Source organism: Streptomyces sp. SJL17-4, from assembly GCF_036826855.1.
GTDB lineage: Bacteria > Actinomycetota > Actinomycetes > Streptomycetales > Streptomycetaceae > Streptomyces.
Map to the genome: position 1 here is coordinate 1,453,146 of NZ_CP104578.1, position 18,251 is coordinate 1,471,396.

16 protein-coding genes and 1 pseudogene are annotated in these 18,251 nt (G+C 73.1%); 5 read left to right on the top strand and 12 right to left on the bottom strand.

Annotated elements, in window-relative coordinates; genetic code table 11:
• Nucleotides 1–110: 110 nt before the first annotated feature.
• Nucleotides 111–2,607 (top strand): annotated as a pseudogene (locus N5875_RS06475) (Tex family protein).
• Nucleotides 2,608–2,750: 143 nt separating this feature from the next.
• On the opposite strand, the gene N5875_RS06480 reads toward N5875_RS06475, so the two are convergent.
• The 4 genes from N5875_RS06480 to N5875_RS06495 form a co-directional block, all read right to left on the bottom strand.
• Complete coding sequence (locus tag N5875_RS06480; RefSeq protein WP_318209694.1) at nucleotides 2,751–3,152, bottom strand: hypothetical protein; 402 nt, start codon at nucleotides 3,150–3,152, stop codon at nucleotides 2,751–2,753.
• The gene (locus N5875_RS06485) at nucleotides 3,149–3,877 is read right to left on the bottom strand and encodes a 2-phosphosulfolactate phosphatase (protein WP_338492192.1); all 729 of its coding nucleotides are present in this window, start codon (nucleotides 3,875–3,877) and stop codon (nucleotides 3,149–3,151) included. Before N5875_RS06485 ends, N5875_RS06480 begins: the two co-directional genes overlap by 4 nt.
• A gap of 34 nt (nucleotides 3,878–3,911) precedes the next feature.
• Nucleotides 3,912–5,549 (bottom strand): ABC-F family ATP-binding cassette domain-containing protein, encoded by a 1,638-nt coding sequence (locus N5875_RS06490; RefSeq protein ID WP_338492193.1) that lies wholly within the window; start codon nucleotides 5,547–5,549, stop codon nucleotides 3,912–3,914.
• Between the two features lie 123 nt (nucleotides 5,550–5,672).
• Nucleotides 5,673–6,335 carry a hypothetical protein gene (locus N5875_RS06495; protein WP_338492194.1) on the bottom strand — a complete coding sequence of 221 codons (663 nt, stop codon included), beginning with the start codon at nucleotides 6,333–6,335 and terminating at the stop codon, nucleotides 5,673–5,675.
• An 83-nt stretch (nucleotides 6,336–6,418) separates the two neighbouring features.
• Between N5875_RS06495 and N5875_RS06500 the strand changes: the two genes are divergently transcribed.
• Nucleotides 6,419–7,375 carry an FAD-dependent oxidoreductase gene (locus tag N5875_RS06500; RefSeq protein WP_338492195.1) on the top strand — a complete coding sequence of 319 codons (957 nt, stop codon included), beginning with the start codon at nucleotides 6,419–6,421 and terminating at the stop codon, nucleotides 7,373–7,375.
• Between the two features lie 82 nt (nucleotides 7,376–7,457).
• Here the strand turns inward: N5875_RS06500 and N5875_RS06505 are convergent, their stop codons facing one another.
• The 3 genes from N5875_RS06505 to N5875_RS06515 all read right to left on the bottom strand — a co-directional run bounded on the left by N5875_RS06505 (nucleotide 7,458) and on the right by N5875_RS06515 (nucleotide 11,230).
• Nucleotides 7,458–7,760: a hypothetical protein gene (locus N5875_RS06505; protein ID WP_318209699.1), complete on the bottom strand. Its 303-nt coding sequence runs from the start codon at nucleotides 7,758–7,760 to the stop codon at nucleotides 7,458–7,460.
• Between the two features lie 117 nt (nucleotides 7,761–7,877).
• The gene (locus N5875_RS06510; protein ID WP_318209700.1) at nucleotides 7,878–9,185 is read right to left on the bottom strand and encodes a M14 family metallocarboxypeptidase; all 1,308 of its coding nucleotides are present in this window, start codon (nucleotides 9,183–9,185) and stop codon (nucleotides 7,878–7,880) included.
• Nucleotides 9,182–11,230, bottom strand: coding sequence for a Xaa-Pro dipeptidyl-peptidase (locus tag N5875_RS06515; protein ID WP_338499098.1), 2,049 nt, complete (start codon nucleotides 11,228–11,230; stop codon nucleotides 9,182–9,184). The genes N5875_RS06510 and N5875_RS06515 overlap by 4 nt, the downstream gene beginning before the upstream one ends.
• Nucleotides 11,231–11,460: 230 nt before the next feature.
• Here N5875_RS06515 and N5875_RS06520 point away from each other — a divergent pair, with 230 nt between their 5' ends.
• Nucleotides 11,461–13,038 (top strand): M1 family metallopeptidase, encoded by a 1,578-nt coding sequence (locus tag N5875_RS06520; protein WP_338492197.1) that lies wholly within the window; start codon nucleotides 11,461–11,463, stop codon nucleotides 13,036–13,038.
• Between the two features lie 38 nt (nucleotides 13,039–13,076).
• On the opposite strand, the gene N5875_RS06525 is transcribed toward N5875_RS06520, so the two are convergent.
• Both N5875_RS06525 and N5875_RS06530 read right to left on the bottom strand, forming a co-directional pair.
• Entirely contained in the window at nucleotides 13,077–13,958 is an 882-nt protein-coding gene (locus N5875_RS06525; RefSeq protein WP_318209702.1) for an oxygenase MpaB family protein, read from the bottom strand.
• A gap of 97 nt (nucleotides 13,959–14,055) precedes the next feature.
• On the bottom strand, nucleotides 14,056–14,544 hold the full coding sequence (locus N5875_RS06530; protein WP_318209703.1) for a hypothetical protein: 489 nt from the start codon (nucleotides 14,542–14,544) through the stop codon (nucleotides 14,056–14,058).
• Between the two features lie 158 nt (nucleotides 14,545–14,702).
• Between N5875_RS06530 and sph the strand changes: the two genes are divergently transcribed.
• Nucleotides 14,703–15,707, top strand: a complete 1,005-nt coding sequence (gene sph / locus N5875_RS06535; RefSeq protein WP_338492199.1) for a sphingomyelin phosphodiesterase — start codon at nucleotides 14,703–14,705, stop codon at nucleotides 15,705–15,707.
• Between the two features lie 37 nt (nucleotides 15,708–15,744).
• Here the strand turns inward: sph and N5875_RS06540 are convergent, their stop codons facing one another.
• The 3 genes from N5875_RS06540 to N5875_RS06550 all read right to left on the bottom strand — a co-directional run bounded on the left by N5875_RS06540 (nucleotide 15,745) and on the right by N5875_RS06550 (nucleotide 17,335).
• Nucleotides 15,745–16,266 carry a hypothetical protein gene (locus tag N5875_RS06540; protein WP_338492201.1) on the bottom strand — a complete coding sequence of 174 codons (522 nt, stop codon included), beginning with the start codon at nucleotides 16,264–16,266 and terminating at the stop codon, nucleotides 15,745–15,747.
• Between the two features lie 94 nt (nucleotides 16,267–16,360).
• Nucleotides 16,361–16,843, bottom strand: coding sequence for a macro domain-containing protein (locus N5875_RS06545; RefSeq protein WP_338492203.1), 483 nt, complete (start codon nucleotides 16,841–16,843; stop codon nucleotides 16,361–16,363).
• 48 nt (nucleotides 16,844–16,891) lie between these two features.
• Entirely contained in the window at nucleotides 16,892–17,335 is a 444-nt protein-coding gene (locus tag N5875_RS06550; protein WP_338492205.1) for a TIGR03618 family F420-dependent PPOX class oxidoreductase, read from the bottom strand.
• A 139-nt stretch (nucleotides 17,336–17,474) separates the two neighbouring features.
• Between N5875_RS06550 and N5875_RS06555 the strand changes: the two genes are divergently transcribed.
• Nucleotides 17,475–18,230: a MerR family transcriptional regulator gene (locus tag N5875_RS06555; RefSeq protein ID WP_318209708.1), complete on the top strand. Its 756-nt coding sequence runs from the start codon at nucleotides 17,475–17,477 to the stop codon at nucleotides 18,228–18,230.
• The last annotated feature ends 21 nt before the right edge of the window (nucleotides 18,231–18,251 follow it).

Sequence of the window (18,251 nt, forward strand, 5' to 3'; positions counted from 1 at the left end):
CCGACGGCGCCCCGGGACGCGCGCGGGACGGGTCGGTTACCGCGTACGGGTGACCGACCCGGCACAATGCACTCGCAAGCTTGAGGCACGAGAAGGCGAGTCGGGACACCGTGACGACGTCCATCGAAGCAAGGATCGCCGAGGAACTCGGCGTACGCGAGCGACAGGTGAAGGCAGCCGTCGAGCTGCTCGACGGCGGTTCGACCGTGCCGTTCATCGCGCGCTACCGCAAGGAAGCGACGGAGATGCTCGACGACGCGCAGCTCCGCACCCTGGAGGAGCGGCTGCGCTATCTGCGCGAGCTGGAGGACCGCCGCTCGGCGATCCTCGACTCGGTACGCGAGCAGGGCAAGCTGACGGCGGAGCTGGAGGCGAGCATCCGGGCGGCCGACACCAAGGCGCGTCTGGAGGACATCTACCTGCCCTTCAAGCCGAAGCGCAGGACGAAGGCCCAGATCGCCCGTGAGGCCGGTCTGGAGCCGCTGGCGGAGGGGCTGCTCGCCGACCCGTCCGTGGAGCCGACGGCCGCCGCCGCGGCGTTCGTGGACGCGGACAAGGGCGTCGCCGACGCCGCCGCGGCCCTGGAGGGCGCGCGGGCGATCCTCGCCGAGAAGTTCTCCGAGGACGCCGACCTCATCGGCGAGCTGCGCGAACGCATGTGGGGCCGCGGCCGGCTGGTGGCGAAGGTGCGCGAGGGGCAGGAGGAGGCGGGGTCGAAGTTCGCCGACTACTTCGACTTCACCGAGCCCTTCACGGCGCTCCCCTCGCACCGGATCCTCGCGATGCTGCGCGGCGAGAAGGAGGACGTCCTCAGCCTGGACCTGGAGCCGGAGGAGCCCTCCGAGACCCCCGGCCCCTCCTCGTACGAGGGGATCGTCGCCGGTCGCTTCGGGGTGGCCGACCGTGGGCGCCCCGGGGACAAGTGGCTTCAGGACACGGTCCGTTGGGCCTGGCGGACCCGCATCCTCGTACACCTCGGGATCGACCTGCGGCTGCGGCTGCGGACGGCCGCCGAGGACGAGGCGGTCCGGGTCTTCGCCGCCAACCTGCGCGACCTGCTGCTCGCCGCGCCGGCCGGCACCAGGGCGACGCTGGGCCTCGACCCCGGCTTCCGTACGGGCGTGAAGGTCGCCGTGGTCGACTCGACCGGCAAGGTCGTCGCCACCGACACGATCTACCCGCACGTACCGGCCAACAAGTGGGACCAGGCACTGGACAGGCTGGCGCGTCTCGCCAAGGAGCACGCGGTCGAGCTGGTCGCGATCGGCAACGGCACGGCCTCCCGCGAGACCGACAAGCTGGCGGCCGAACTCCTCGCGAAGCACCCCGAGTTGAAGCTGACCAAGGTGATGGTCTCGGAGGCGGGCGCCTCCGTCTACTCGGCCTCCGCGTTCGCCTCGCAGGAACTCCCGGGCCTCGACGTGTCGTTGCGCGGCGCGGTCTCCATCGCCCGCCGCCTCCAGGACCCGCTCGCGGAGCTGGTGAAGATCGACCCGAAGTCCATCGGCGTCGGCCAGTACCAGCACGACCTGGCCGAGGTGAAGCTCTCCCGCTCGCTCGACGCGGTCGTCGAGGACTGTGTGAACGGCGTCGGCGTCGACGTCAACACCGCCTCCGCGCCGCTCCTTTCGCGGGTCTCGGGGATCAGCTCGGGCCTCGCGGAGAACATCGTCGCGCACCGGGACTCCAACGGCCCCTTCCGCTCCCGCAAGGCGCTCAAGGACGTGGCCCGCCTCGGCCCGAAGGCGTACGAGCAGTGCGCGGGCTTCCTGCGCATCCGGGGCGGCGACGACCCGCTGGACTCCTCGTCGGTGCACCCGGAGGCGTACCCGGTGGTGCGCCGGATGGTGAAGGCGACGGGCGGCGAGGTGGCGGCGCTCATCGGCGACACGGGGACGCTGCGCTCGCTGCGGGCGGACGACTTCGTGGACGAGACCTTCGGTCTGCCGACCGTGACGGACATCCTGCGCGAGCTGGAGAAGCCGGGCCGCGACCCGCGTCCGGCGTTCCGGACCGCGACCTTCGCGGAGGGCGTCGAGAAGATCGGCGACCTGGCGTCCGGCATGGTCCTGGAGGGCGTGGTCACCAATGTGGCCGCCTTCGGGGCGTTCGTGGACATCGGTGTGCACCAGGACGGTCTGGTGCACGTCTCCGCGATGTCGAAGACCTTCGTCAAGGACCCGCGCGACGTGGTGAAGCCCGGCGACGTGGTCAAGGTGAAGGTCCTCGACGTCGACATCCCGCGCAAGCGGATCTCGCTGACGCTGCGGCTCGACGACCAGTCCGGTGCGGAGACCGCGGACGGGGCACCCAAGCGCGAGCGCGGGGACCGGGGCGAGCGGGGAGCGCACCGGCCGGCCGCCGCAGCAGCGGCAGGGCGGCGGCGGTGGCGGCGGTGGCCGCCGGGCCGAGCGCGGGGACCGCGGCGGTCAGGGCGACCGCGGCCGGAACGGGCAGGGTGGCCAGGGCGGCCAGGGCGGTCGCGGCGGGCAGTCCGAGCGGGGTGGCCGGGACCGGTCGTCCGCTCCCGCGCCCGCGAACAGCGCGATGGCCGACGCCCTCCGCAAGGCGGGTCTGCTGGGCGAGGGCGGCGGCAAGCGCCGCTGACGAACCGCGTGACCGGAGCCGTCCCCGTATGCCCCGTTCGGGCCACGGGGACGGCCTCCGAGCGGCGAGTCCGCGCCGTCGAGTCGCGCGGTTCGTCCGCCACGGCAGGCGGCTGGGCGAGCCGGGCAGGAAGTGGAGCTCCGTTACGGCAGGAAGCGCATGGCCCAGTCGGCGCGGTTGGCGACGGAGAGGTCGTCGTCCTCCGTCAACGGCTGGAGGAGCTCCCGGGCCGCCTTCGGGTCGGCCTGGACCAGGTCGACGATCTCGGCGGCCAGACCGTCCTGGTCGTCACCGAGGTCGACGGCGGAGGCGCGGATCAGGTTCGGCAGGGCTTCCGGGCCACCGATCGCCGCGAGGACACCGCCGAGAAGCTCACGGGCGTAGGCGTTCCGCTCGGTGAGGGCGCGATCCAGCTCCGCCTGGAGACGCGGCAGGAGACCGGCGTCGCCCGAGGCGGCGATCTCGTCGGCGAGGTCGATCGTCTCGTCCACGTCGGCGTCGAGATCGTCCAGCATCGCGGTCAGCCGGGTCAGTAGGTCGGTCATGGTGCCTCCTGGAATGCGCCGTCCACGAGAACGGGGACGGTCGTCGAGCTGTCGGTCTCGGCGGCCACGGCCACGTCCTGCGGAAAGCCGTACTCGTACAGTTCACGACCCGAGTCACAGCCGTGCAAGGCGGCGACCGGGTCCTCGGTGGCCGACCACAGCGTGGCCGCCGCGGTCGCCTCGGGGGTGAGGACGTGCGGGCCCGCGGCCCGCAGCCCGGCGAGGACGGCGCCCGCGCCGAGCAGGTCCTCCAGAGCCGGGCGCAGCGAACCGTCCGGCCACCGCTCGCCGGACGCGATGACCGCGACCGGGCGTTCGGCGGAGCCGTACCCCTGCCGTGTGAGCCATCGGGCGACGGCCGAGTGGTTGCGCAGGGAGGCGGCGACGACGGTCGCTGCACCCGCCTCCGCGGCGATGGTGGAGCCGTTCGGCGAGGGCAGGACCAGGCGCGGTGGCGCCGGGGCGGCACGCAGGGCCGCCGGGGAGAGCGACCACGGGTGCTCGGGGGTCGCCTCGCGGCGCCCGACGGCGAGGGTCGCGCCGACGCTCTCCGCGTACGCGACGGCCGTCGCGTCCCGCCACCGGTACGGGTGGACGGCCGCGCCGGCCTCGACGGCGACGCCCACGGCGGTGGTGAAGGACAGCACGTCGACGACGACCACGCAGGCGGCCGAGGGAGCGAGGACCCGCGCTTCGACGGGCCCCCAGCCGAAGGAGACCGTCATCGCCGGCCCCGGCCGCCGTACGGGAGGACCGCCATCAGAGCTCGGTGACCTTGCCGTCGGCGACCTCGACGCGCCGCGTGGTGCGGACCGCGTCGAGCATCCGCCGGTCGTGGGTGACGAGCAGCAGCGTGCCGGTGTACGAGTCGAGCGCGGTCTCCAGCTGTTCGATGGCCGGCAGGTCCAGGTGGTTCGTCGGCTCGTCGAGGACGAGCAGGTTCACGCCCCGGCCCTGGAGCAGCGCGAGCGCGGCGCGGGTCCGCTCGCCCGGGGAGAGCGTGGTGGCGGGCCGCATCACATGGACGGCCTTGAGACCGAACTTGGCCAGCAGGGTACGGACCTCGGCGGGCTCCGTCTCGGGCACGGCCGCGCAGAACGCCTCCAGGAGCGTCTCCGTACCGTGGAAGAGCTTGCGGGCCTGGTCGACCTCGCCGACGACGACGCCGGAGCCGAGGACCGCGTCCCCGGAGTCCAGCGGCAGCCGCCCGAGCAGGGCGGCGAGCAGGGTCGACTTCCCGGCGCCGTTGGCCCCGGTGACGGCGACCCGGTCGGCCCAGTCGATCTGCAGGGTGACGGGGCCGAAGGAGAAGTCGCCGCGGCGCACCTCGGCCTCGCGGAGGGTCGCGACGACCGAGCCGGAGCGCGGCGCGGCCGCGATCTCCATACGGAGCTCCCACTCCTTGCGGGGCTCGTCGACGACGTCGAGGCGCTCGATCATGCGCTGGGTCTGGCGGGCCTTCGCGGCCTGCTTCTCGCTGGCCTCGCTGCGCGCGTTGCGGCCGAGCTTGTCGCTGTCGGTGGACTTGCGCCGGGCGTTCTTGACGCCCTTGTCCATCCAGGACCTCTGCATGTGACCGCGCGCTTCGAGGGCCGCCTTCTTGCCGGCGTACTCCTCGAAGTCCTCGCGCGCGTGCCGCCTGGCCCTGTCCCGCTCCTCCAGGTAGGCCTCGTAACCGCCGCCGTACAGGGTGATCTGCTGCTGGGCGAGGTCGAGTTCGAGGACCTTGGCGACCGTGCGGGTGAGGAACTCGCGGTCGTGGCTGATGACGACCGTGCCGGCGCGCAGCCCCTTCACGAAGCCTTCGAGGCGCTCCAGTCCGTCGAGGTCGAGGTCGTTGGTGGGCTCGTCGAGCAGGAAGACGTCGTAGCGGGAGAGCAGGAGCGAGGCGAGACCCGCGCGGGCGGCCTGGCCGCCGGAGAGGGAGGTCATCGGCTGGTCGAGGCCGACGGTGAGGCCGAGCGAGCCGGCGACCTCCTCGGCGCGCTCGTCGAGGTCGGCGCCGCCGAGGTTCAGCCAGCGCTCCAGGGTGATCGCGTACGCGTCGTCGGCGCCGGGCGTGCCGTCGACGAGGCCCTGGGTGGCCTCGTCCATCGCCGTCTGGGCGGCGGCGACGCCGGTGCGCCGGGCGAGGAACTCCCGCACGGTCTCCCCCGCGCGCCGCTCCGGCTCCTGCGGGAGGTGGCCGACGGCGGCGGTGGGCGGGGAGAGCCGGAGCTCCCCCTCCTCCGGGGCGTCGAGCCCGGCGAGCAGCCGCAGCAGGGTCGACTTGCCGGCGCCGTTGACGCCGACGAGGCCGATGACGTCGCCGGGGGCGACGACGAGGTCGAGCCCGGCGAAGAGGGTGCGTTCGCCGTGGCCGGCGGCGAGGTCCTTGGCGACGAGGGTTGCAGTCATCAGGGTACGAATCCTAGGCGACGGCAGACCCGCCCCGCCCCGGTCAGGGGCGTGGGGCGGGCGCCTCAGGGCGAGACTGGGGCCGGCGCCGCGGGCGGAGCCGCGGGTGGGCTGGGCACGGGGCTACGTACGCGCCTCGGTCAAGCGCTTCGTGGCGGCCTCCGTCCGGGGCTGCGTACGGGCTTCCGGCGCGGGCTCGGTCGGGGCCTCCGGCGCGGGCGCGTTCGCGGGCTCCGTCGCGGGCTCGTTCGCGGGCTCAGCCGGGGGCTCGGTCCGAGGCTCGGGCCGGGGCTGCGTTCCGAGGCGGCGCAGGACGGTCCGGTAGGTCGCGCGGTGGAAGCGGTACGGGCCGACGCCGGGGTAGCCCTCACGGGCCGGGTCCGCGGTGGGGCCGGTCTGCCAGGCGAAGTCGCGCCAGACGACGTCCTCGCCGTCGTGCTCGACGACGGCGGTGACGGCTCCGCAGCCGAGGTCCTCGCAGTCGGGGCAGGAGTAGATCACCCGGCGGCGGCCCGGGAGCGAGGAAACGGGGCCACCGTCCGGATCCGGGTCGAGGAGTCCGCGGACGTGCTCGGCGCGGAGGGCGGGCGGAAGGTCGCCCGCCAGCGGCGAGACCGTATCCATGCCCTCGGCCTCGTCGAGCCGGTGGAGCAGCGCCCTGCCGTCGACGACGAGGTCGACGTCCTCGGGGCGGGGTCGGGGTCGGGCGGAGGCCCCGGGAAGGACACCACCACCGTCCGGGAGGACGGCGGGGGCGAGGTCGAGAGTCGTGTACACGGCCGGCATGACATCCAGCATTCCCCGGTCGGGGTCCTCGTTCCATGGCTGGTCCGTCCCGGAAATGTCCCGGTCCCGGTACGGTCCCGGGCATGGAGAGCGACGTGATCGTGGTGGGTGGCGGGGTCGTCGGGCTGACGACCGCGGTGACGCTGGCGGAGCGCGGCCTTCGGGTACGGGTCTGGTCGCGGGACGAGGTGGCGGCGACGACCTCTGCGGTGGCGGGGGCCCTGTGGTGGCCGTACCGGATCGAGCCCGAGGAGGAGGCGGGCGCCTGGGCGTTGGTCTCGCTGCGGGTGTACGGGGAACTGGCCGCCGATCCGGAGCGGACGGGGGTGCGGTGGGTGGCCGGGGTCCACGCGGACACCGTGCTTGACGGGCTCGGCTCCTGGGCGCGGGAGGTACCGGGCCTTCGGCAGCTGGCGCCCGAAGAGGTGCCGGGGCCGTACGACGTGGGTCTCGCGGGGCGGTTGCCGCTGATCGACATGCCGGTCCATCTGGCCTGGCTGCGGGGCCGGTTCGAGGCGGCGGGCGGGATCTTCGAGCGGCGTACGGTCACCGGCTTCGCGGAGGCGGCGGCCAAAGCGCGGGTGGTCGTCGACTGCGCGGGGGCGGCGGCGCGGGAACTCGTACCGGATCCCGGACTGCGGCCGGTGCGGGGGCAGTTGGTGGTGGTGGAGAACCCGGGGATCGAGGAGTGGTTCACGTCGGCGGACGCGGGGTCCCGTGAGACGACGTACTTCTTCCCGCAGCCGGGGCGACTGATCCTGGGCGGGACGGCCGAGGAGGGCGACGAGCGGACGGAGCCCGATCCGGCGACGGCGGCGGCGATCGTGGCGCGATGCGCGCGGGTGCGGCCGGAGATCGCGGGGGCGCGGGTGCTCGGCCACCGGGTGGGCCTGCGGCCGGCGCGGGTGGGCGGGGTCCGGATCGAGGCGGTGCCGCTCCCGGGCGGCGGGCGCCTGGTGCACCACTACGGGCACGGGGGCGCGGGCGTGACGGTGGCCTGGGGCTGCGCGGAGCGGGCGGCGGAGCTGGCGGGGGCGTGAGAACGACCGCGGGGCGGCTGCGGCCCGTTCGGACCGCACCCGCCCCGCGTTTGCTCACCGGATCACTTTCCGGCGGGTGTTCCTACCCCCAGAGCGGCGGCTTGCTGTTGTTCTCCGCGTCGTGGCACTGGCGGGCGCGCGTCTCCAGGGCGTCGGCGCGGGCGAGGGCCCTGCGGGCCTCCGTGTGGGCGCCGAGGCGCTTGAGCTGCGCGGCGCGGTCGCGCTCCTTGCGGGCGTCGTTCTTCAGCTGGGTGATGTTGCAGGTCATCTTGGCCGCGGACGCGGGCTCGGCGGTCACCGTCTGGCCGAGCAGCACGCCGCCGGCGAGCAGCGTCGTGGCGAGCACGGACGTGAGGACACGACGTGCCGTCGTGGTGGTGCGCATGTTTTCTCCAACTTCCAGGCCGTGGGGACCTGTTCGAGGCATGGTCAGTACCGGTCGGTAACTTTACCTCGGCAAACGATGGATTCACGCCACCCCGGCCCGTGCGGCACGTGATCGTCAACACTCCTCCACAGGACTCCCACTGACGAGGTGATAGGTGGCCCGCCCGTCCAGGAGCAGCGGCACGAGCGCGCGCCGCGACTGGGCGAGCGGGACGAACACTCCCGTGCCCTCCGGGCGCACGGCGACGCCGTGCAGGGCGAGTTCGTCGCCCACCTCCGCGTACTGCGCGGCGGACAGCCGGTAGCCGCAGGGCGGGTCGGCGAGGATCTCCGACGGCTCCGGCGGGTCGTTGTCGGCGCCGCCGAGGAAGACCGGGCCCCGGTCCGCGTATCCGGCGCGCCGGGCGGCGGACGTGACCGCCGTCAGCGGTCCGCGCCGCTCGTCGAGGTAGGCGAAGGCGCCTTCCAGGGCGGCGTGTTGGGTGGCGACACGGCGCCGGTGGTTGCGCGCCGGGTCGTTCTGCTCGGCCTCGTCGAAGGCGTCCACCCGGGTCTCCACGAGCAGGCCCACGGAGTGCTTGATCCCGGCGGTGTTCCGCAGGATCCGCTCCTGGCCGTCGCCCGCGACCTGCTTGAGCGGCTTGCCGGTGAGAGGGTCGGTCCAGATGCCGTAGATGCCGCTGCTGTACCCGGCGAGCCCGGCGGCGGGGCGGACGTACGCCTCGGAGAGGGTCCGCGACTCGTCGTGGACGTGCGGGTCGGCGTCGAGGCTGCGCGGCCAGAGGGCGAGCAGGTCCTTGTCGTAGTACCGGGGGGTGGCACCGTACTCGTGCAGGTCGTAGACGAGTTCGGGCCGCCGGTCGCGGATGACGGCGGCGACCGCGCGTGCCTCGGCGGTGCGCAGGGCGATGTGGTCGCGGTTGACGTCGATGCCGTCGGCGTTGCCCCGGGTGTCGGCCTCCCGCCCGTCGGGGTTGGCGGTGGGCACGACGAGGAGGGTCGTCCGGGCGAGGAAGCGCAGGGTCTCCCGGTCCCGGGCGTGGGCGAGGTCGCGCACCGTGCTCAGACAGGCCTCCCGGCCCGCGGGCTCGTCGCCGTGCTGGCTGCAGACGAGCAGCACGGTGGTGCGGCCCGTCCCGAGGGTGGCGAGCCGGAGCGGGCGGCCCTGGGCGGTGGTGCCGATGACCCGCAGCGACAGTCGGGCGCTCGCCCGGTCGACGGCCGCGAGGAAGTCCCGCTCCTCGGCCTCGGTGGTCCATCGGGCGCCCCGGCTCGTCTCGAATCCGGTGCGCGGCAGCGGCTTCGCGGGCGCGCTGTCGGCCGCCTTCGCCGGGATGGTGACGAGCGGCAGCGCGAGAGCGGCGGCGCCCGCCGCGAGTGCGAGGGCACGCCGGGAACTCCGGTGTCCGGTACGGGGGTTCATCGGGCGGCTCCGAATCCCGGCAGGCGCGGACCGGCGACGGCGGCCGGCGGTACGGCACCCCTCGGCGAGGGGGCGGCGGGGGTGAGCGACGGCACGGCCGGATACGTTCCCGAGGTGGCCCGGCCGAAGGCCTCGGCGCCGCCGACCAGCGGCAGCCTCGCCCAGCTGCGGGCGAGGTCGAGGGTCAGGGTCGGGGTGGTCGACGGAGGGTCGAGCAGGTCCTTGTCGGTGCCGCCGACGATCAGGGCGAGACGGTGGCCGGCCGGCACGACGTGGTCGGTGGCGGCGAGGTCCAGGGTCATCGTGTACGCCCTGCCGGGGGTCAGCGGACGTTCCCTGCCCGGATCGGCCCAGGTGCCGAGATCGGCCCAGCCCCGGCTGACGACCGTGTACCCGACGTCCGCCGTGCGGGCCTCGGTCTCCTTGAAGCAGGCGCTGTCACCGGGGGTGCTCGCGCCCCAGCAGGTGCGGTCGGTGCGGGTGGTGATGCCCTCGCCCGCGGCACCGTAGTCGCGGATCGTGTCCGGTCCGAGGTCCACGAGGACGGCGGAGAGGTGCGCGGTGGCGGTGGTCGGGGTGGCGGTCACCGTCACCGTGGAGGAGCCGGCGATCCTCAGGTCGCGGGAGAGGGGGCGGGTGACGAACCCGGCCTTCTCGGGGGTCGCGCCGTCGATCCGGGCCGCCCAGTCGAGCTCGCCCAGGCCCGGGTCGTCGGTGAAGGTCGCGGTGGAGCCGGGGGCGGCGGGTGCGCGGCCGAGCACACCGGGCCCGGGTGCCGCGCCGGGGGCGGGGCGCAGGGTGGTGGTCGCGGTGGCGCGCGGCGGCCACTGCCGGTCGGTGGTCCACCGGTCCGGGGCGCGCTCGATGTCGGCCATCGGCTCGCGGTCGATGCCGTTGTCGTAGCCGAGGAGGTGGTGGTCGAACCAGCGGTGCAGGGTGCGGACCCAGTCGGCGCGCCGGAAGTCGAAGGGGTCGACGTGGCCGGTCTGGGAGAGCCAGATCTTCCGCTCGACGCCCTGGGCGCCGAGGGCGTCCCACCACTGGCCGAACTGGTTGGCGCGCACGTTGAGGTCCTGCTGTCCGTGGACGACGAAGACGCTGGCCTTCACCTTGGCCGCGTTCCGTACGTGGTCGCGCTCGGTCCAGGCGGCCGTACGGTCGCCGCTGTACGGGGTGCCGGCGGCGATGCGGTCCTGGACGGCGCCGCAGCGGGCCTGCGCCTCGGGGCTGTTGACGTAGGCGGAGAGCCAGCTCGGGTTGGCGTCGTAGAGCGGGGCGCCCTGGGAGTGGAAGTAGTCGTACCAGGAGGAGATGGCGCCGATCGGGACGATCGTTTTCAGCCCTTCGACGCCGGTGGCGGCGACGCCGTTGGCGATGGTGCCGTCCCAGCTCTTGCCGATCATGCCGACGTTTCCGGTGCTCCAGGTGGTGGCGCGGGACCGGGTGTCCCCCGTACGGGAGGTGTAGCCGCGGGCGCGGCCGTTGAGCCAGTCGACGACGGCCTTGGCCGACTGGACGTCGGAGCGGCCGCCGACGTCGTCGCAGCCGTCCGAGCGGTTGGTGCCGGCGAGGTCGACGGCGACGAAGGCGTAGCCGCGCGGGACGAAGAAGTTGTCGTAGAACAGCGGGAACTGGACGGGGTTCCCGTCGGCGTCGTAGGTCTTCTTCTGGCTCTCGTTGCCCCGTCCGCAGCAGGCGTAGTACGGGCTGGCGTCCATGATGACCGGGATTCTCCGGCCTGCCGCTGCGGTCTCCCGGGGGCGGACGATGTCGACGGCGACCCGGTCCGTGCGTCCGTCGCCGTCGCCGTCGAGTCCGGTGTCGACCCAGACGGACTCGCGGATGGCGGCGGCGTACGAGTGAACGGGCCGGGACTCCCGTACGGAGGGTGCCGCGGTCGCGGTGGCCGCAGCGGGCGTTGCCGGGGCGGCGCGCTCCGGCTGGGCGCCGGCGGGTGTGACCAGGGTCGCGAGCAGGGCGGCCGTGGCCGCGGCCACGAGGGTTCCGTACGGCAGTCGGGCTCCGCGGGGTCTCCGCATTCGCATCGGCATGGGCGGGAACGTACCCCGGTCAACTCCCGTGCAAAAGAGTGCAGGAGGCAATCAGGGGTGTTTCAGGGTCATCCCCGGGACGGAGGGGTTCATGTCGGCCGAATGGCGATCGTGTGACAGGGGGTCCTCTGGACGTGACGGTGCGTCGGGGCGCTGAATAGTGTCTGGCTAAGGACCGACGACCACCCGCGCGTCTTACGTTTCTTATGACTTGGGGAGCACCTGTGCACCGCAGAATCATCGTTCCGAGCGCCCTCGCGGCCTCCCTGCTGCTGGCGATCCCGGCATCGGCGGCCGACTTCGTCCCTGGGGCCCCGGGCATCGGCGACTCCTACTACCCCACCAGTGGCAACGGCGGCTACGACGTCTCCCACTACGACCTGCGCCTGAAGTACCAGCCCGCCACGGACCTTCTGGAGGGCACGGCGACCATCGTCGCGACCACCAACCAGAACCTGTCCCGGTTCAATCTCGACATCGGGCTGAAGGTCAGCGAGGTCCGGGTCAACGGCCGCCTCGCGAAGTTCGCTACGTCTGGCTCCCACGAGCTGGAGGTCACGCCGGCCAACCCGCTGGAGAAGAACAAGGCGATCTCCGTCGTCGTCCGCTACGCGGGCAAGCCCTCCGAGGTGAAGATCGACGGCTGGACGGCCTGGGCCCGCACCCCGGACGGCGGGGTCGCCGCGCAGGAGCCGGACTCGGCCGTCTGGTGGTTCCCGTCCAACGACCACCCGCTGGACAAGGCCACCTTCGACGTCTCCGTCTCGGTGCCGGACGGCACCCAGGCCATCAGCAACGGTGTGCTCCAGTCGCAGTCGTCGCGGCTGGGCTGGACCCGCTTCAACTGGCGTTCCAACAAGCCGCAGGCGACGTATCTGGCCACGCTCGCCGTCGGCAGGTTCGACATCACGACGGACAAGACAGCGAATGGGCTGCCGGTCCTCAACGCGTACAGCAAGGACCTCGGCGACAACGACGGCGCCGCGCGCGCCTCGATCGAACGCACCACCGAGGTCGCCGAGTGGCTGGAGGGCGTCTTCGGGCCGTACCCCTTCAACTCCCTCGGCGGCTATGTGCCGAACGTGACCAGCGGCTTCGCCCTGGAGACGCAGACCCGTCCGTTCTACAGCCCGCGGCAGTTCGCCAACGGCGCGAACGTGTCGGTGGTCGTCCACGAGCTGGCACACCAGTGGTACGGCGACAGCGTGTCCGTCCGCGACTGGAAGGACATCTGGGTCAACGAGGGCTTCGCCCGCTACAGCCAGTGGCTGTGGTCGGAGAAGGAGGGCGAGGGCACGGCCCAGGAGCTGGCGGACTACGTGTACGCCACGCGGACGGCCGAGGACCCGTTCTGGACGGTGAAGCCGGGTGACCCGGGCGCGGAGAACCAGTTCCACATCGCCGTCTACGACCGGGGCGCGCTGGCGCTCCAGGCGCTGCGCAACGAGATCGGCGACGAGGACTTCTTCGCGATCCTGAAGGGCTGGCCGCAGCGGTTCGCCTACGGCAACGCGCGGGTCGCCGACTTCGTGCGGTACGCGGAGCAGATCTCCGGCAAGCCGCTGTCCGAGCTCTTCGACACGTGGCTGTACCAGCCGTCGAAGCCGGCGGCGGCCGCTGCGGCGGCGGCCGGTCTGTCCACGCCGGCCGCGGCGCCGGCGGCCGGCACATCGACGGGCACCCCGCGCGCGCGTGCGGCGGCGCCGAGGACCGCGCTGCCGAAGCCGGCCCAGCCGAAGTCCTGGAAGAAGATCGCGGCGACGAACACGGTCCACGAGTCGGAGCGTCACGGCGCCCACTGAGGGATCCGGCCGTACGGCACCGGTCACCCGGCCGCCCGTCAGCGCGTAGCGCGGCGGGCGGCCTCGCGGGCCTTCCTGGCCAGCGGCAGATAGCGCAGCCTCTCCGGCAGGACGGGCACCACCACCCGGACCACCCGGGCGAACCGGCGCAGCGCGCGCTCCTGCGTGTCCGTCCATTCGAGCCCGATGGCCTCCCGGGCGTCCGGCGGCATCATGCCGACGGTGAGGAAGGCCCGCAGCCGCAGGAACGGGCGGCGCAGGAGGGGCCAGAGCAGCCGGAGGGCGAGCCGGAGCGGCAGCGGTCCCCGGTCGGGGGCGGGTACGGGCTGGTCGGGGTCGAGCAGCTCCCGGACGACGACGGTCGCCTCCAGCTCGTCCGCGAGGACCTTCCGGTAGTACGGCCAGAACTCCTCGATCGTCTGCGGCATGTCCCGGTCGTGGATGCCGAGGATCCTGCCGACCTGGAGCCACTCGGCGTACAGCTGTCGCTCCTGCGCCTCGGTGAGGGGGCGGGCGAGGAGGCGGAGGCCGTGCGCGTAGACGGGGAAGCCGGTCGCGTGCACCCAGGAGTAGTAGGCGGGGGTCAGTGCGTGGTAGCTGCGGCCATGGGCGTCGGTGCCCTGGATGTCGCGGTGCAGCTGCCGGAGGCGGCGCCCTTCGCGTGCGGCGTCCTCGCCGCCGTAGATCCACAGCTGGACCGAGCGCAGGGAGCGTTCGCCACGGCCCCAGGGGTCGGTGCGGAAGACCGAGTGGGCGTCGACGCCGGCGCCGATGGCGGGGTGGGCGACCTGCATCGTGAGGGCGGCGGGAAGCATCAGGAGCGCCCGGATGTCACCGGCGACGCTCCACAGGACGCCGCCGACGGGCGGCGGCACCGGATCGCCGCCGGTGTCCCGGTCGCCGGACTTCATGTGTTCCATGGGGCTCTCTCCTCACACTCCAGGCTGCACCCACGACGAAGGGGCCGTCACCCGGGCGTCTCGGCCCCTGGTGACGGCCCCTTCCGGGGAGTACGGGTCAGGCGCGGTCGGCGCCGACCGGCTCGCCGACGATACGGGCGGCGAGGGCGTGGGCCCAGGCGTCGACATCGGCGTTGAGCTCGCGCTCGGCGGCGGCGCGCTCCTCGGCGATCTTCGCGGAACCGGCGGCGATGATCGACTCACGCTCGGCGTTGCCCTCGGCGCGGGCGGCGGCGATGGCGACGGAGCCCTCCTCGACGGCCTTGGCGCGGATACGGGCCGCCTCGTGGCGGGCCTCGGCCAGCTCGGCCTCGTACTGCTCGCGGATCTGCGTGGCCTCGGAGCGCAGGTCGTCGGCGCGCTCGGTGCCGCCGTCGATGGCGTCCTCGCGCTCGTCCAGGGTGCGCCGGATCTTCGGCAGAATTCCCTTCGCGAGGAAGAGGAAGGTGAGGGCGAACAGCACCAGGCCGAGGATGAGCTCCGCCCAGACAGGGTTGAGCGGACCAAGGTCCATCTTGAAGATCGTCGAGTTCGAAGCGAGGGTCATGCGCGCATTCTACCTGCTGGGAAAAGCGACAATTCGGGCTACCCGGCGAGAGTTGGCGCGTTCGTGCGAGCCCGGCCAGATTCCCGGCACCCAAAGGCTACCGGAAGGTAACCCCGGCTGATTGTATGTGCCGCGCCAGCACAACCCCCCACACCCTCATGGGAGTTCCTGTGTCGTTCGCCGCGCTCCGCCGCGCCCCCGGCGCCGCCCTGTCCCTGGCCCTCGCCGCCGCCACCCTGGCCGCGACCGCTCCGGGCGCGACCGCCGCCTCCGCCGGGACGGCCGCGGAGGCCCCGCGACTGAAGGTGCTCACGTACAACGCGTTCCTGTTCTCGAAGTCGCTCTACCCGAACTGGGGCCAGGACCACCGGGCCAAGGCGATACCCGCGGCCCCCTGGTACCAGGGGCAGGACGTCGTCGTCGTCCAGGAGGCCTTCGACAACGCCGCCTCGGACGCCCTCAAGGCGAACTCCGCCGGCCAGTACCCGCACCAGACCCCGGTCGTGGGCCGCAGCAAGAGCGGCTGGGACGCCACCAGCGGCGCCTACTCCTCGACCACTCCCGAGGACGGCGGGGTGGCGATCCTCAGCAAGTGGCCGGTCATCCGCAAGGAGCAGCACGTCTACAAGGACGCCTGCGGCGCCGACTGGTGGTCGAACAAGGGCTTCGCCTACGCCGTGCTCGACGTGAACGGCAGCAAGGTCCACGTCGTCGGCACCCACGCCCAGTCCACGGACCCGGGCTGCTCGGCGGGCGAGGCGGCGCAGATGCGCAGTCGCCAGTTCAAGGCGATCGACGCCTTCCTCGACGCCAAGAACATCCCGGCGAACGAGCAGGTGATCGTCGCCGGTGACATGAACGTCGACTCGCACACGCCCGAGTACGGCACGATGCTCGCCGACGCGGGCCTGGCGGGGGCCGACGCCCGCACCGGCCACCCGTACTCCTTCGACACCGACCTGAACTCGATCGCCTCCGAGCGCTACCCGGACGACCCGCGCGAGGACCTCGACCACGTCCTCTACCGCTCCGGGAACGCCCGTCCCGCGAACTGGACCAACAACGTGGTCCTGGAGAAGAGCGCCCCGTGGACGGTCTCCAGCTGGGGCACGAGCTACACGTACACGAACCTCTCCGACCACTACCCGGTCACCGGCTTCTGAGCCGAGCGGCGGGCGGACGGGCGGACGGCGCGAGGCGTCAGTACCCGTATCCGCGGCCGAAGAGGCTGTAGAGCCAGGCACCGAGGACCCCGGCGACACAGAGCAGCACGACGAAAGAGCCCAGGCTCGTGTGCCGCTCCCTGCGGGGCCGGCCGGGTCGGGCGGCACGCGCCGCGCGACCCGGCCTTCTCTGCTTCCCCGGCCTGCTCTGCTTCCCCGGCTCGGCCGTCCGCCCCGATCGCGTCGCCCGCGCCGGGGCGGGCTCGGCGACCGCGGCGACCTCGGCGAGCATCCGCCGGCAGACCGCCGCGAGCTCGGCGGTCCCGGCCGTCAGGTCGACCACCACCTCGGTACGGGCGGGAGCGGTGGTGCCCCCGTCGAGGAGCCGCCCGGCACGCAGCAGCGCCTGGTCCTTGCCCCCGGTCGGACCGAGGCTTATCCAGCGGCGCACATGCTCGCCCCGGATGACCACACCGCCGCCCCGCTCCCGGTAGACGGTGTGCTCCCGCCACAGGACTCCGGCCAACTCGTCGGCCTTCTCCCTGAGTTGCGTGTACATCTGACTCCCCTGTTCCCGTTCCCCCGGTTCGAACAGCCGCAGACTCTAGCCGCCGGGACCGACATCCCCCACGACGGCCCCGGCCCACCGCCCGTTACGCACCGAAGTCGTACACGGTGACCGGTATCCCTCGCGCCACGAGCCGCCGGGTCACGAGGGGCTCGACCCGGTCCCAGGAGCCTCCGGCGAGCCCGCAGCCGATCCGCGGCATGTGTATGGAGGCCCCCAGTTCCGCCGCGCGGTCGGCGAGCAGTCCGAGCGCGGCGTCGATCGCCTCGTACCGCACGGGAACGCCGCTGCTGCGCCCGGTACGCATGCCCCGCTGCCCCACCAGGTTGGCCACCCAGACGTACGGCTCGACCTGGACGAGCTGGGCGGCGCCGAGGCCGAAGTCGTTCCCCGCCCGCTCGCGGTGCCAGCGCCGGTAGGCCGCCTCCGGCTCGCTCCAACGGCGTGAGACCGCCACGACGAAGCCCTTGCCCCAGCCGCCGAGGTCGTTGCACACATGGGCGATGATCTTGACGCCCTTGCCGAGCGGGGCGGTCGCGTCCCCCCGGACGTAGGTGATCCCGTTCATGACGATCACGCTACGGCGCCGCACTGACAACTCCCCTGGGCAACGCCCCTAGGCGGGGACCGGGCCTCCCGGGCGGAAGCGTTCCACGCCGATGATGTGGCGGACCTGGAGCGGGCGGACGATCACCGCCACGCGCTGTTCGCCCGGCATCGTCCACTCGAAGCGGTCCACGCCCAGGTACTTGCGGGCCAGGTGGTCCATGCGGGCGTGGGCCTCCTCGCCCTCGATGAAGCGGGACACCTCGCCGCTGATCTGCACGCGGTCGAAGGGATCGGCGGAGTCCGCGTGGGAGAGGTAGACGCGGGGGTCGCGCCGCAGGTTCTCCTCCTTCACCCGGCCCACCGAGGTGTTGAACATCAGCTCCCCCTCCCCCTCCAGATCCACCCACATCGGGCTGACCTGGGGCGCTCCGTCGGGGAACACCGTGCCGACGTACCAGATGAGGGGCGCTCGCAGCCGGGCGCGGACGGCTTCGTCGAAGATCTCGGTCATCCCGCGAGGCTACAACCGGGACCCGGCGGGACCGCCGGGAAACGTGAATGGTCTTTTACAGCTCTGGTGAGACAGCAATACTGTCCCGGTCGGCCTCGGCGGCCGGATTCGGCAGTGGATCGGAAGCGAGGCAGCTCGGATGGGCGTCGGGAGCGACGAGGAGGACGGAGCCGGCTACGAGGACGGACCCAGCTACACCGTCGACGAGCTGGCAGCGCGGGCCGGGGTCACGGTGCGGACCGTGCGGTTCTACGGGACCCGCGGGCTCCTTCCGCCGCCCGTCATCGGGGCGCGACGGGTCGGGCACTACGGGCAGGGCCATCTGTCACGGCTCGCGCTCATCGAGGAGCTCCAGCGGCAGGGCATGACGCTGGCCGCGATCGAGCGGTATCTGGAGCAGCTGCCGCCCGACCTCAGCGCACAGGACCTGGCGATCCACCGGGCCCTGGTGGCCTCCTGGGCACCGGAGTCCGCCGAGTCCATCACCCGGCAGGAACTGGAACGGCGGGCCGGACGGGAGCTGACCGAGCGGGACGTGGAGCGGCTGGCCGCGATGGGCGTGCTCGACCGGACCACCGACGCCGACACGTTCCGGCTCGACGGGGCCCTGCTGCGGCTCGGCGTCGAGCTGCTCGACGTGCCCATCGAGCACGAGACGATCCTGGCCTCCCGGACCGTTCTCCTGGAGCACGCGCGCGCTGCCGCCCAGGAGCTCTCCCGGCTCTTCCGGGACGAGGTGTGGAGCCCGTACCGGGAGAGCGGGGAGGACCCGGACCACCTGAGCGCGATGAGGTCGCTCTCGGCGCACATGCAGCCGATGGTGGTCCAGGCCCTCCTCACGGCCTTCCAGCGTTCGCTGAGCGAGGAGCTGCGGACGGCGTTCCGGCGCCCGTGAACGCCGCCGTCAGAGGCCCCG